At 74.1% G+C, this 12,719-nt stretch carries 12 protein-coding genes; all 12 read right to left on the bottom strand.

Features of this window, described 5'->3' with window-relative positions:
* Positions 1–13 precede the first annotated feature (13 nt).
* Positions 14–313 carry an NADH-quinone oxidoreductase subunit NuoK gene (gene nuoK, locus BMZ33_RS06455; protein WP_075013278.1) on the bottom strand — a complete coding sequence of 100 codons (300 nt, stop codon included), beginning with the start codon at positions 311–313 and terminating at the stop codon, positions 14–16.
* Positions 310–1,122 (bottom strand): NADH-quinone oxidoreductase subunit J, encoded by an 813-nt coding sequence (locus tag BMZ33_RS06460; protein ID WP_091108702.1) that lies wholly within the window; start codon positions 1,120–1,122, stop codon positions 310–312. Before BMZ33_RS06460 ends, nuoK begins: the two co-directional genes overlap by 4 nt.
* Entirely contained in the window at positions 1,119–1,772 is a 654-nt protein-coding gene (gene nuoI / locus BMZ33_RS06465) for an NADH-quinone oxidoreductase subunit NuoI (RefSeq protein ID WP_091108703.1), read from the bottom strand. The genes BMZ33_RS06460 and nuoI overlap by 4 nt, the downstream gene beginning before the upstream one ends.
* Positions 1,765–3,270: an NADH-quinone oxidoreductase subunit NuoH gene (gene nuoH, locus BMZ33_RS06470; protein ID WP_091108704.1), complete on the bottom strand. Its 1,506-nt coding sequence runs from the start codon at positions 3,268–3,270 to the stop codon at positions 1,765–1,767. The genes nuoI and nuoH overlap by 8 nt, the downstream gene beginning before the upstream one ends.
* Positions 3,267–5,741, bottom strand: a complete 2,475-nt coding sequence (locus BMZ33_RS06475; RefSeq protein WP_091108705.1) for an NADH-quinone oxidoreductase subunit G — start codon at positions 5,739–5,741, stop codon at positions 3,267–3,269. Before BMZ33_RS06475 ends, nuoH begins: the two co-directional genes overlap by 4 nt.
* Entirely contained in the window at positions 5,738–7,066 is a 1,329-nt protein-coding gene (nuoF, locus tag BMZ33_RS06480; RefSeq protein ID WP_091108706.1) for an NADH-quinone oxidoreductase subunit NuoF, read from the bottom strand. Before nuoF ends, BMZ33_RS06475 begins: the two co-directional genes overlap by 4 nt.
* Before the next feature lie 4 nt (positions 7,067–7,070).
* Entirely contained in the window at positions 7,071–8,090 is a 1,020-nt protein-coding gene (nuoE, locus tag BMZ33_RS06485; RefSeq protein ID WP_091108707.1) for an NADH-quinone oxidoreductase subunit NuoE, read from the bottom strand.
* Positions 8,087–9,421, bottom strand: a complete 1,335-nt coding sequence (locus tag BMZ33_RS06490; protein ID WP_091108708.1) for an NADH-quinone oxidoreductase subunit D — start codon at positions 9,419–9,421, stop codon at positions 8,087–8,089. Before BMZ33_RS06490 ends, nuoE begins: the two co-directional genes overlap by 4 nt.
* A complete protein-coding gene (locus BMZ33_RS06495; protein WP_091108709.1) occupies positions 9,418–10,155 on the bottom strand; it encodes an NADH-quinone oxidoreductase subunit C in 738 nt (245 codons plus the stop codon). Before BMZ33_RS06495 ends, BMZ33_RS06490 begins: the two co-directional genes overlap by 4 nt.
* Positions 10,152–10,832 carry a NuoB/complex I 20 kDa subunit family protein gene (locus BMZ33_RS06500; RefSeq protein WP_091108710.1) on the bottom strand — a complete coding sequence of 227 codons (681 nt, stop codon included), beginning with the start codon at positions 10,830–10,832 and terminating at the stop codon, positions 10,152–10,154. Before BMZ33_RS06500 ends, BMZ33_RS06495 begins: the two co-directional genes overlap by 4 nt.
* Positions 10,833–10,910: 78 nt before the next feature.
* Positions 10,911–11,273 carry an NADH-quinone oxidoreductase subunit A gene (locus BMZ33_RS06505; protein ID WP_091108711.1) on the bottom strand — a complete coding sequence of 121 codons (363 nt, stop codon included), beginning with the start codon at positions 11,271–11,273 and terminating at the stop codon, positions 10,911–10,913.
* A gap of 166 nt (positions 11,274–11,439) precedes the next feature.
* Positions 11,440–12,714, bottom strand: coding sequence for a geranylgeranyl reductase family protein (locus BMZ33_RS06510; protein WP_091108712.1), 1,275 nt, complete (start codon positions 12,712–12,714; stop codon positions 11,440–11,442).
* Positions 12,715–12,719 lie beyond the last annotated feature (5 nt).

Consider the following 12,719-nt stretch of genomic DNA (forward strand, 5'->3'; position numbering starts at 1 on the left):
TCCCCGGCTCCCGTCAGTACTTGAGCAGGTTGGCGTCGTCCACCGACGCCGACCGGCGGGTCCGGTAGATCGACATGATGATCGCCAGGCCGACGACGACCTCGGCGGCGGCCACGACCATGACGAAGAAGGCCATGATCTGGCCGTCGATGGTCCCGGTGGCCCGGGCGAAGGTGACCAGCGTCAGGTTCACCGAGTTGAGCATCAGCTCGACGCACATGAACACGACGATCGCGTTGCGCCGCACCAGGACGCCGACCGCGCCGATGGTGAACAGGATCGCCGCGAGCACGAGGTAGTGCGTCAGCGTCATCGCGGACCCTCCAGGCTGCCGAGCGACGCGTCGGGGCTGCCGAGCTGGCCACGACCGGTGGGGCGCGGCATCTGCTCGACCTCCTGGGCCTCGATGCCGGTGGCGACGGTCTCCTCGGCGGTGCTGCCGTCGGGCAGCAGCGCGGGCGCGGCGACGGAGTTGGCGCGGGCGTACACGCCGGGGCCGGGGTACGTCTGCGGCCGGTCGGTGAGGAAGCGGGCCCGGGAGAGCTCCTTCTGGGTCTGCCGGGTGCCGGGCTCGCGCTCGATGTGGGCCAGCACCATGGCGCCGACCGCGGCCGTGATGAGCAGCGCGCTGGTCACCTCGAAGGCCAGCAGGTACCGGGTGAACAGCACCTCGGCGATCCCCTCGATGTTGCCCCGCCCGCCCTGGTCGCCCAGGCCGGCGGCCGCGGTGTCCTGCGTGGCGCGGGCGATGCCGGCGCCGACCAGGCCGGCGAACCCGACGCCCAGCACGATCGCGGCCACCCGCTGCCCGCGCAGGGTCTCCACCACGGAGTCCGAGGAGTCGCGGCCGACCAGCATGAGCACGAACAGGAAGAGGATCATGATCGCGCCGGTGTAGACGATGATCTGCACCGCGCCGAGGAACGGCGCCGACTGCACGACGTAGAAGACGCCCAGCGCCAGCATGGTGTTGACCAGCCAGAGCGCCGAGTGGACGGCGTTGCGGCTGAACACCATGCCCAGCGCGCCGGCCAGCGCGATCGGGCCGAGGACCCAGAAGACGACGGCCTCCCCGGCACCCAGCTGCACCGAGGTGTCGGCGGCCGCGGCGACCGCGCTCATGCCCGCTCCGCGGTGACCGGCTCGGCCGGCGAGCCCTGCTCGGGCTCGCGCACGTAGTAGGCCTTCTCGTCCTCGCCGAGGCGCATCGCGTGCGGCGGGGCCTCCATGCCCGGCAGCAGCGGGGCCATGAGCTGCTCCTTGGTGTAGATGAGGTCGCCCCGGTTGTCGTCGGCCAGCTCGAAGTCGTTGCTCATGGTCAGCGAGCGGGTCGGGCAGGCCTCGATGCACAGGCCGCAGAAGATGCAGCGCAGGTAGTTGATCTGGTAGACGCGGCCGTAGCGCTCACCGGGGCTGTAGCGCTCGTCCTCGGTGTTGTCGCCGCCCTCGACGTAGATGGCGTCGGCCGGGCACGCCCACGCGCACAGCTCGCAGCCGACGCACTTCTCCAGCCCGTCGGGGTGCCGGTTGAGCACGTGCCGCCCGTGGTAGCGCGGCTTGGTCACCTTGGGCGTCTCGGGGTACTGCTCGGTGGTCACCTTCTTGAACATCTGGCCGAAGGTGACGCCGAAGCCCTGGCCCGGCGCCGGGAGCAGACTGCGCCGCACGGGTGCGGCGGCGCCACCGCCGCCGCCGGCGCGCTCGACCGCGCCCCGCGACGCCTGCGCCAGCCCCTTCTCCTGGCCGGTCGTCATCGGGTCCTGCTCAGGCATCGCTGTCCTCCTGTGCGCGGGTGGCGGTGCTGCCCGTGCTGCTGCCGGCGGACCGGCGGCCGCTGCCGACCACCCCGCCGCCGGCGGGGGCGCCGACCGGCTCGGCGCGGCGCAGCCGCGGCGAGGGCGGCACGGTGAGGTCCATGGGCGGCACCGGGAAGCCGCCCTCGGCGCGGGCCGGGCCGGTGCGCTGCGCCGGGCGGTGCCGCGGCCCGGCCGGGGGCAGCACCTCGGGCTCGGGGTCGGTCGCGTGCACCCCGCCGGCGGCGGCCTCCTCGGCCATGAGCCGGGTGTCGCGGTTGGCCGTGCGGCTGGCGACCAGCAGCCCGGCGAGCACGACCAGCGCGATCGGCACGCCCACGAACAGCGCCACCTGGCCGCTGGAGAGCTCCGCCTCCCGGGAGACGGTGCGCATCGTGGCGACGACGAGGATCCACAGCAGCGCCGTGGGGACCAGGACCTTCCAGCCGAAGCGCATGAACTGGTCGTAGCGCAGCCGCGGCAGCGTCCCGCGCAGCCAGATGAAGACGAACAGCGCGAGGACGACCTTGAGGAAGAACCACAGCAGCGGCCACCAGCCGGAGTTGGCACCGTCCCAGATCGACAGCGGCCACGGCGCGCGCCAGCCGCCGAGGAACAGCGTCGCGGCCAGGGCCGAGACGGTGACCATGTTGATGTACTCGGCGAGGAAGAACAGCGCGAACTTCAGCGACGTGTACTCGGTGTGGAAGCCGCCGACCAGCTCGCTCTCGGCCTCGGGGAGGTCGAACGGGGCCCGGTTGGTCTCCCCGACGACGGCGACCACGTAGATGACGAAGCTGACCGGCAGCAGGACCGCGAACCAGCCGGGCCCGGTGAACTCCAGGCCGAAGAACGACACCTGGTTGCCGTCGGCCTGGGCGGCGACGATCTCCGAGGTCGACATCGAGCCCGCGTAGAGGAACACCGCGACGATCGACAGCCCCATCGCGATCTCGTAGCTGACCATCTGCGCGGCGCTGCGCAGCCCGCCGAGCAGCGGGTAGGTCGAGCCGGAGGCCCAGCCGGCGAGCACGATGCCGTAGACGCCCATGGCCGAGCAGGCGAGGACGACGAGCACGCCGATGGGGGCGTCGGTCAGCTGCAGCGGGGTGCGCTCCCCGAAGATGCTCACCGTCGGGCCCAGCGGGATGACCGAGAAGGCCAGGAACGCCGGGACCGCGGAGATGACCGGTGCCAGGAAGTAGACCGGCTTGTCCGCCAGCGCCGGCATGATGTCTTCCTTGAACGCCAGCTTCAGCCCGTCGGCCAGGCTCTGCAGCGACCCGCGCGGGCCCACCCGGTTGGGGCCCGAGCGCTGCTGCATGCGGGCGACGACCTTGCGCTCGAACACGATCGCGAACAGCGTCATCGCGACCAGCACGCCGAAGACGCCGACGATCTTGATGAGCACGATCCACCAGACGTCGGACCCGAAGTCCTCGAGCGTCGGCTGGTCGGCGGCGGCGAGCACCCTCACGCGGCACCTCCGGACAGACGGACGACGGCGCCGGGCGCGGTGCCGAGGTCGCGGTACAGCTCGCTGCCGGGCGAGCGCAGGGGCAGCCAGACGACGCCGTCGGGCATGTCGGTGACGCACAGCGGCAGGGTCACCGCGCCGGTGGCGCCGGTGACGGTGAGCGGGTCGCCGTCGGCCAGGCCCAGCCGGGCGGCCGCCTCGGGGGCCAGCCGGGCCACCGGCGGGCGGGCGGTGCCGGCGAGCTCGGGCTCGTCGCGCTGCAGCGTGCCGACGTCGAGCAGCTGCCGCCACGAGGCCAACAGCGCCTCGCCCTCGCCGGGCTGCGGGGCGACCGCGGGCGGCACGTCGAGGCCGGGGACCTCGGCCGGGCCCACCGCGGCGCCGAGGGCGGCCAGCTCCGCGCGGGCGGCCTCCGGCCCGGGCAGCCGCAGGTCGACGTCGAGGTACTCGGCCAGGCCGTGCAGCACCCGGCCGTCGGGCAGCTGGCCGGTGCCGTGCAGCGTGGCGTCGAAGGAGCGGACCCGCCCCTCCCAGTCCAGGTAGCTGCCGGCCTTCTCGGGCGCGGCGGCCACCGGCAGGAGGACGTCGGCGTGCGCGGTGACGGCGCCGGGCCGCTGCTCGAGGCTGACCACGAACGAGGCCGCGGCCAGTGCCGCCTCGGCCAGCCGCGGGTCGGGCAGGTCGGCGGGGTCGACGCCGCCGACGACGAGGCCGGCCAGCCGCCCGTCGCGGACCGCGGTGAGGATGCCGGTGGTGTCCCGGCCGGGGACGGCGGGGACGTCGGCGGGGTCGACGCCCCACAGCGCGGCCACCTCGGCGCGGGCGACGGGGTCGTCGACCGGGCGCCCGCCGGGCAGCAGCGCCGGCAGCGCGCCGGCCTCGACGGCACCGCGCTCGCCGGCCCGCCGCGGCACCCAGGCCACCCGGGCGCCGGTGGCGCGGGCGAGCGCGACCAGTGCGGTGAACGCGCCGGGGACCGCGGCCAGCCGCTCACCGGCGAGGACGACCGCGCCGGGCTGCCGCAGCGCCTCGACGGCCGGGCCGCCCCAGCTGCCGTCGGCCAGCGCGCCCAGCGCGCGGGCCTCGTCGCCGGGGCGGGTGACCAGGACGGTGGCCTGCAGCTTCTGCGCGGCCCGGGTGGCGAAGGGCGCCAGGTCGTAGACGGCCAGCGACCCCGTGCGCGCGGCCCGCCGGAGCCGGAGGAAGACGATCGGCGACTCCTCCTCGGGCTCGAACCCGGCCAGCAGCACCGCGGGGGCGGCGGTGAGCTCGTCGTAGGTGACCGCGCCGTCGCCGGGAGAGCGGCCGGCGACGTGCGCGGCGAGGAAGGCCTGCTCCTCGGGCGAGTGCGCGCGGGCGCGGGCGTCGACGTCGTTGGTGTGCAGGCCGACCCGCGCGAACTTGGCGTAGGCGTAGGCGTCCTCGACGGTCAGCCGGCCGCCGGGCAGCACCCCGACGCCCCCGGCGGCCTGCGCGGCGCGCAGCCCCTCCGCGGCGGCGGCCCACGCGTCCGGCCAGGAGGCGGGGGCGAGCACGCCGTCGGCACCCCGGACCAGCGGGGTGCCCAGCCGGTCGTTGGTGGCCGCGTAGCGGAACGCGTAGCGGCCCTTGTCGCAGGTCCACTCCTCGTTGACCGCGGGGTCCTCGCCGGCCAGCCGGCGCATGACCTTGCCGCGCCGGTAGTCGGTGCGCATCGCGCAGCCCGAGGCACAGTGCTCGCAGACCGAGGGCTCGCTGCGCAGGTCGAAGGGCCGGGAGCGGAACCGGTACTGGGCGCTGGTCAGCGCGCCGACCGGGCAGATCTGGGTGGTGTTGCCGGAGAAGTAGGAGGAGAAGGGCTCGTCCTCGTAGACGGCGACCTGCTCCAGCGCGCCCCGCTCGAACAGCTCGATGAAGGGGTCGCCGGCCACCTGCTGGGAGAAGCGGGTGCAGCGGGCGCACAGCACGCAGCGCTCGCGGTCGAGCAGGATCTCGCTGCTGATCGGCAGCGGCTTGGGGTAGGTCCGCTTGACGTCGACGAAGCGGGTCTCGGTGCGGCCGTTGCTCAGCGCCTGGTTCTGCAGCGGGCACTCGCCGCCCTTGTCGCAGACCGGGCAGTCCAGCGGGTGGTTGATCAGCAGCAGCTCCATGGTGCCCTGCTGCGCCTTGTCGGCGACCGCGCTGGTCAGTTGGGTGTGCACGGCCATGCCGTCGGTGACCGGCATGGTGCAGGAGGCCACCGGCTTGCGCTGCCCCTCCACCTCGACCAGGCACTGGCGGCAGGCGCCGACCGGGTCGAGCAGCGGGTGGTCGCAGAACCGCGGGATCTGGATGCCGACCATCTCGGCGGCCCGGATGATCAGCGTCCCCTTGGGCACCGCGACGTCGAAGCCGTCGATGGTGCAGTGGACGGCGTCGGGCGGGGTGTGCGGCCCCGGCACGCCGGGCGGCACCGCCGCCGCGGGCTCGGGACTGGTGGGCGTGAGTGTCACGAAGCGGCTCCGACGGGCTCGAGGCGCAGGGAGCGGCCCAGGCGGGCCTGCTCCTCGGGCGGCAGCAGGGCGACGTAGTCGTCGCGGAAGTACTTCAGCGAGCTGGTGATGCAGCTGGTCGCGCCGTCGCCGAGGGCGCAGAAGGACCGGCCGAGGATGTTGTCGCAGGTGTCGGTGAGCAGGTCGAGGTCGGCCGCCGTCCCGCGGCCGTCGACCAGCCGCTGCAGCACCTGGACCAGCCAGTAGGTGCCCTCGCGGCAGGGGGTGCACTTGCCGCAGCTCTCGTGGGCGTAGAACTCGGTGAACCGGAGGGTGGCCTCGACGATCGAGTCGGTCTCGTCGAACACCATGAGCGCGGTGGTGCCGAGCATGGAGCCCGCGGCGGCCACCGAGTCGAAGTCCAGCGGCACGTCGAGGTGCTCGGCGGTGAAGTACGGCGTCGACGAGCCGCCCGGCGTCCAGAACTTGAGCTCGTGGCCGGGCCGCACGCCGCCGGCCATGGCCAGCAGCTCGCGCATCGTCGTGCCCATCGGGGCCTCGTACTGGCCGGGGCGCACCACCCGGCCCGAGACGGAGTAGATCTTCGGCCCGGGCGACTTCTCCGGCCCGAACCGCTTGAACCACTCGGCGCCGCCGCGGACGACGAACGGCACGGTGGCCAGCGTCTCCACGTTGTTGATCACCGTCGGGGCGCCGTAGAGACCGGCGACGGCCGGGAACGGTGGCTTGAGCCGCGGCTGCCCGCGGTAGCCCTCGAGCGAGTCGAGCAGCGCGGTCTCCTCGCCGCAGATGTAGGCGCCCGCTCCGGCGTGCACGACCAGCTCGAGGTCGTAGCCCGAGCCGAGGACGTCACGGCCCAGGTAGCCGGCCGCGTAGGCCTCCTCGACGGCGCTGACCAGCCGGCGGTGCGCGTGCACCGCCTCGCCGCGCACGTAGATGACGGCGAACCGGCAGCGGATCGCGTACGCCGAGATGATCACGCCCTCCACGAGGGAGTGCGGGTCGGTCATCATCAGCGGGAGGTCCTTGCAGGTGCCCGGCTCGCCCTCGTCGGCGTTGACCACGAGGTACTTGGGCAGCGCGGCCGGCCCGCTGGGCGTCTCCCCCGGCTTGGGCTGCGGGATGAAGCTCCACTTCATGCCGGTGGGGAACCCGGCGCCGCCGCGGCCGCGCAGGCCGGAGTCCTTGACCAGCGAGACCAGCTCGTCGGGCGACATGGACAGCGCCGTGCGCAGCGCGGTGTAGCCGTCGAGCGACTCGTAGGTGGACAGCCGCCAGGGCTGGTCGGCGCCCCAGCGGGAGGTGAGGACGGGGGTGAGCGGCATCGGTTCAGGCCTCTCGGGTCGCGGGGCCCTGGCCGGAGGTGCCCGGCTCGGTGCCCGCGGGGGTGTCGGGGGTGGGACGGGACCCGGGCGGCGTCTTCCGGCCGTACTCGGTGCCCTGGTCGGGGTGGGTCTGCGCGGCCCCGGCCCGCTCGGCGGGGTTGTCGGCCGCGGCGACACGGGCGTCGGCGGCCTCCTTCTCGGGCGTCTGCCCGGCCTGCCCCGAGGGCACGACCGTCTCGGCGGGCTCGCCGGTGTCGGCGGCCTCCGGCTCGGGACCGCTCATGGGCGGTGCCGTCTCGCCGCGCTCGGCGGCCAGCCGGACGCCGGCCAGCGTCGGGCCCCACTCCCCCGGCGCGTCGACGGCGGCCCCGGCGGCCGCGGCGTCGGCGTGCTGGGAGAAGCCGGCCAGCTGGCGGGAGACGCCGCGGAAGTCGGTCAGCGGCGCGCCGCGGGTCGGGTGCGGCTTCTCGCCCCGGCGCAGCGCCGCCACCAGGGCCCGGGCGCCGTCGACGTCCTGCTGGTCGTAGAACTCGTAGTCGACGGTGACCACGGGGGCGTAGTCGCAGGCGGCCAGGCACTCGGCGTGCTCGAGGGTGATCGAGCCGTCGGCCGCGGTCTCGTCGTGGTGGACGCCGAGGTCGGCGGAGAGCGCGTCCATGATCCGCTGCCCGCCGAGGACGGCGCACAGCGTGTTGGTGCAGACGCTGACCAGGTGCCGGCCGGTCGGGCGGCGCTTGTACATCGTGTAGAAGGTCGCCACCGCGCCGACCTCGGCCTTGGTCAGGCCCAGCTCCCCGGCGCACAGCGCCACGCCCTCGGGCGAGACGTAGCCCTGGTAGCTCTGCACCAGGTGCAGCATCGGCAGCAGCGCCGAGCGCGGCTGCGGGTAGCGGGACATGATCTCCCGCGCCTCCAGCCGCGTCTGCTCGGTCAGCGGCGGCAGGTCCGCGGCCACCGGCTCGACGGGGCTGTCGACCAGCCCCGTCGTCGCCGCGCCCTCCGCCGATCCCGGCAGCGCACTCATCGGTCGACTCCCCCCATCACGGGGTCGATGGAGGCGATGGCCGCGATGACGTCGGCGATCATGCCGCCCTCGCTCATCGCCGCCGTCGCCTGCAGGTTGACGAAGCTGGGGTCGCGCACGTGGACGCGGAACGGGCGGGTGCCGCCGTCGCTGACCACGTGGTAGCCGAGCTCCCCGCGCGGGGACTCGACCGGCACGTACACCTGACCGGCCGGGACCCGGAAGCCCTCGGTGACCAGCTTGAAGTGGTGGATGAGGGCCTCCATCGAGGTGCCCATGATGTGGCGGACGTGCTCGAGGGAGTTGCCCATGCCGTCGGCGCCCAGCGACAGCTGCGCCGGCCAGGCGATCTTGCGGTCCTCGACCATCACGGGGCCGGGCTCGAGGCGGTCGAGCGCCTGCCGCACGATCTTGAGCGACTCGAACATCTCGGCCATGCGAACGAGGTAGCGGCCCCACGCGTCGGAGGTGTCGGCGGTCGGCACCTCGAAGTCGTAGTCCTGGTAGCCGAGGTAGGGCTCGGTCCGGCGCAGGTCCCAGGGCAGCCCGGTGGCGCGCAGCACGGGCCCGGTGACGCCGAGCGCCAGGCAGCCGGTGACGTCGAGGTAGCCGACGTCCTTGAGCCGGCGCTGCCAGATCGGCTGGCCGGTGAGCAGCTTGTGGTAGCCGGCCAGCCGCTCGGGCATGACGGTCAGCCACTCGCGGATGGACTCGACCGCACCGGGCGGCAGGTCCTGCGCGACGCCGCCGGGCCGGACGTAGGCGTGGTTCATCCGCAGGCCGGTGATCTCCTCGAGCAGGTCGAGGCACAGCTCGCGCTCGCGGAAGCCGTTGGTCATCCCGGTGAGCGCGCCGAGCTCCATGCCGCCGGTGGCCAGGCCCACCAGGTGCGAGGCGATGCGGTTGATCTCCATGACCAGCACCCGGATGGTCTGCGCGCGCTGCGGCGCCTCGATGCCGAGCAGCTTCTCGACGGCCAGGCAGTAGGCGGTCTCGTTGTACAGCGGGGCCAGGTAGTCCATCCGCGTGACGAACGTCGTCCCCTGGGTCCAGTTGCGGTACTCGACGTTCTTCTCGATGCCGGTGTGCAGGTAGCCGATGACCACCCGCGCCTTGGTCACCGTCTCGCCCTCGAGGTCGAGCACCAGCCGGAGGACGCCGTGCGTCGAGGGGTGCTGCGGCCCCATGTTGACGACGAGGCGCTCCTCGCCGGTGAGGTCGCTGCCGAACGCCTGGTCCCAGTCGCCGCCGGTGACGGTGTAGACGCGGCCCTCGGTGGTCTCGCGCGACCCGGCGTAGGGGTCCGCGCCGGCCGGGGTGGTCGTGGTCACCGGTAGCTCCGGCGGGTGTCGGGCGGCGGGACGGTCGCACCGTGGTACTCGACCGGCACCCCGCCGAGCGGGTAGTCCTTGCGCTGCGGGAACCCGTCCCAGTCGTCGGGCATGAGGATCCGGGTCAGCGCCGGGTGGCCGTCGAAGACGACGCCGAACATGTCGTAGGTCTCCCGCTCGTGCCAGTCCGCCGTGGGGTACACCGACGACACCGACGGGACGTGCGGGTCCTCCACCGTCACCGCCACCTCCAGCCGGATCCGCCGCCGGTAGGTCATCGAGGTCAGGTGGTAGACGACGTGCAGCCGCGGCCGCCCCGGCGTCGCCGCGGGCCCGCCGCTGCTCTCGTAGTCGACGCCGGAGACGCTGCTGCACAGCTCGAAGCGCAGCGCGTCGTCGTCGCGCAGGGCCCGCGCCAGGGTGAGCAGGTGCTCGCGGGCGACGAAGTAGGTGATCTCGCCGCGGTCGACCAGCACCCGCGGGACCGCAGCGGCGTAGGTGGCCTCGCCGACGGCCTCGATGAGCGCGTCGGTGACCTCGTCGAACCAGCCGCCGTAGGGCCGGTCGGTGGAGTGCAGGGCCACCGCGCCGCCGGGCTCGACCCGGACCAGGCCGCCGAAGCCGGAGGTGTCGCCGCTGCCCGCGACGCCGAAGGCACCCTTGCGGAACCCGCCGCTGGGGGCGGCGGCGCCCTGGCCGGCGTCGACGCCGCTGCGGTCGCCGGGGCCGGTCACCGGTCGCCCCGCACGTACGGCTCGGGCAGCAGGACGGCCTTGCCGCCGCGCTGCTCGATGGCGAACTGGCCGGTGCGCCCGGCGGCCGCGGCCTCCTCGTAGGCCCGGCGGGCCGCCTTGTCGACGCGGACGCTGGAGGGCATCTCGACGAGCAGGTCGCGCGCGCGGCCCTCGGCCCGGTCGCGCTCGAGCTGGCGGGCCCGCCGCTCACCGAGCGGCTCGTTCTGGATCTTGTGGTGCAGCTTGAGGATGGCGTCCATCAGCATCTCCGGGCGCGGCGGGCAGCCGGGCAGGTACATGTCCACCGGGACGACGTGGTCGACGCCCTGGACCACCGCGTAGTTGTTGAACATGCCGCCGGAACTGGCGCACACCCCCATGGCGAGCACCCAGCGCGGCTCGGGCATCTGGTCGTAGATCTGCCGCAGGACCGGCGCCATCTTCTGGCTCACCCGGCCGGCGACGATCATCAGGTCGGCCTGGCGCGGCGAGGCGCGGAAGACCTCCATGCCGAAGCGGGCCAGGTCGTAGCGGCCGGCGCCGGTGGCCATCATCTCGATGGCGCAGCAGGCCAGCCCGAAGGTGGCCGGCCACAGCGAGGACTTCCGGGTCCAGTTGACCAGCTTCTCGACGCTGGTCAGCAGGAACCCGCTGGGCAGCTTCTCCTCGAGACCCATGTCAGCTCCCTGCCGTCGGGGTCGTCACGGCCGCCGGGTCCACGGCCGTCGGTGTCGTGGCCGTCGGTGGCACGGCCGTCAGTCCCACTCGAGCCCGCCGCGGCGCCAGACGTAGGCGTAGGCGAGGAAGACCGTCGCGATGAACACGACCATCTCGACCAGGCCGAACACGCCCAGCGCGTCGTTGGCGACGGCCCACGGGTAGAGGAAGACGATCTCGATGTCGAAGACGATGAAGAGCATCGCCGTGAGGTAGTACTTCACCGGGAACCGGCCGCCCTGCAGCGGCTGGTCGACCGGCTCGATGCCGCACTCGTAGGCCTCGAGCTTGGCCCGGTTGTAGCGGCGCGGGCCGACGAACGGCGCGACCGCCACGGAGAACAGCGCGAAGGCCGCGGCCAGCGCGAAGAGGCCCACGATGGGCACGTAGGTCGAGAGCACCGGCTCCCCCCTTCGACGTTCCAGACCCTGGGACGGTGCTTGTGAAGAAATTCACAAACGGACGGGAACGAGCCTATGCCTCCCCTCCGACGATGAGAAGCACGGGGGGTGAGTGAGTTCACATCGGCGCGTCACGGTCTGGTCACGCTCCGGCCGCGGAGCGGGCTCAGACCGAGGGCGTCAGGCGGGTGAGCAGCGCGATCGCGCGGTCGAAGCGGTCGCCGTCGCGGCCGTCGGAGAGGTTGCCCATCAGCCGCAATGCGGCGTTCACCATCGCCGGGCGCTTGAGCCCGTGGGCGGTCGCGAAGCGGACCAGCGCCGGCCGGTCGAGCAGGGCGAGGAACGCCGTGCCGAGGCGGTGGTGGCGGCCGTACTCCTCGCGCAGCCGCTGCGGGTAGCGGCGCAGCACCGCCTCGCGGGCGGGACCCTCCGGGGCGGCCAGCGCCGCGGCCGCCGTCTCCCCCGCCATCCGGCCGGTCTCCAGGGCGTAGCTGATGCCCTCGCCGTTGAACGGGTTGACCACCCCGGCGGTGTCGCCGGCCAGCAGCAGGCCCCGGGTGTAGGCCGGGCCGCGGCTGAGCGCCGTGGGCAGGCCGGCGCCGCGCAGCGGGGTGACCGCGTGCTCCTCGCCGAGCTGCCACTCCGGCGGGAGGGTGGCCAGCCAGCGGCACAGCACGGTGCGCGGGTCGGTCCCCCCGCCGCGGCGGGTGTCGAGCAGCCCGAAGCCGACGTTGGCGGTGCCGTCGCCCATGCCGAACGACCAGCCGTAGCCGGGCATCGAGTCGGCGGTGGGGCCCTCGGCGGAGAGGTCGAAGGAGATGTCGAGCCAGGGGTCCTCGCCACGCGGGGTCTCGACGTACCGGCGGACGGCGACGCCGAGCGGGCGGTCCTCGCGGCGGGTGAGCCCGATGGCCTTGGCCAGCCGGCCCGACAGGCCCTCGGCGGAGACCACCAGCGGCGCCCGCCAGGTGACCGGCTCCCTCCCCGGCCCGGCCTGGGCGCGCACGCCGGCGACCCGGCCGGCGTCGTCGAGCAGCGGGTCGGTGACGGTGACCTCCTGCTCCAGCCGGGCACCGGCCGCGACGGCGTGCCCGGCCAGCACCGGGTCGAGGTCCCGGCGCGCGCGGATGAGCCCGTACGACGGCCAGGAGTCCAGCACCGGCCAGTCGACCTCGACCACCTGGCCGCCGCCGAAGACCCGCAGGCCGCGGTGGCGCACCCAGCCGCCGGCCGGCGAGACGTCGATCCCCATGTCGTCGAGGGCCTTGACCGCCCGGGGCGTCAGGCCGTCGCCGCAGACCTTCTCGCGGGGGAAGCGGGCCTTCTCCAGCACGACCACGTCGAGCCCGGCGGTGGCCAGCGCCCACGCGGCGGCCGACCCCGCCGGGCCGGCCCCGACCACCACGACGTCGGCGGTGCCCCCGGCGGTCGGATCGGTCACGCGCT

The sequence above is a fragment of the Geodermatophilus dictyosporus genome (assembly GCF_900115505.1).
GTDB classification, from domain to species: domain Bacteria; phylum Actinomycetota; class Actinomycetes; order Mycobacteriales; family Geodermatophilaceae; genus Geodermatophilus; species Geodermatophilus dictyosporus.